The following is a 264-nucleotide window of genomic DNA, read 5'->3' on the forward strand; positions in this document are numbered from 1 at the left end:
CGTACGAGGTGGAGGTCATCGAACTCGCCGACCTGGCAGATGAACTGTTCCAGTGGGGCTCGGAAAAGGTCACCGCAGCAAAGACTTCGGTCGCGGCCAGTGACCTGGTCATTTTCGCCACACCCACCTACAAGGCCTCCTACACCGGACTGCTGAAGGCGTTTCTCGACCAATACGGCACGGACGGCCTCAAAGGTGTGGTCGCGATACCGGTGTTCACCGGCGGTGATCTGACGCATTCGCTGGCACCCCAGACGACACTGG

The 264-nt window shown here is 60.6% G+C and carries 1 protein-coding gene; it reads left to right on the forward strand.

The genetic code is table 11. The features are described 5' to 3' along the window. Positions 1-8: 8 nt before the first annotated feature. The coding region (locus SB754_RS20865; RefSeq protein ID WP_410784261.1) for an NADPH-dependent FMN reductase at positions 9-264 on the forward strand (256 nt) is incomplete at its 3' end.

The sequence above is a fragment of the Leifsonia sp. SIMBA_070 genome, assembly GCF_046534635.1.
In the GTDB taxonomy this organism is placed as follows: Bacteria; Actinomycetota; Actinomycetes; order Actinomycetales; family Microbacteriaceae; genus Leifsonia.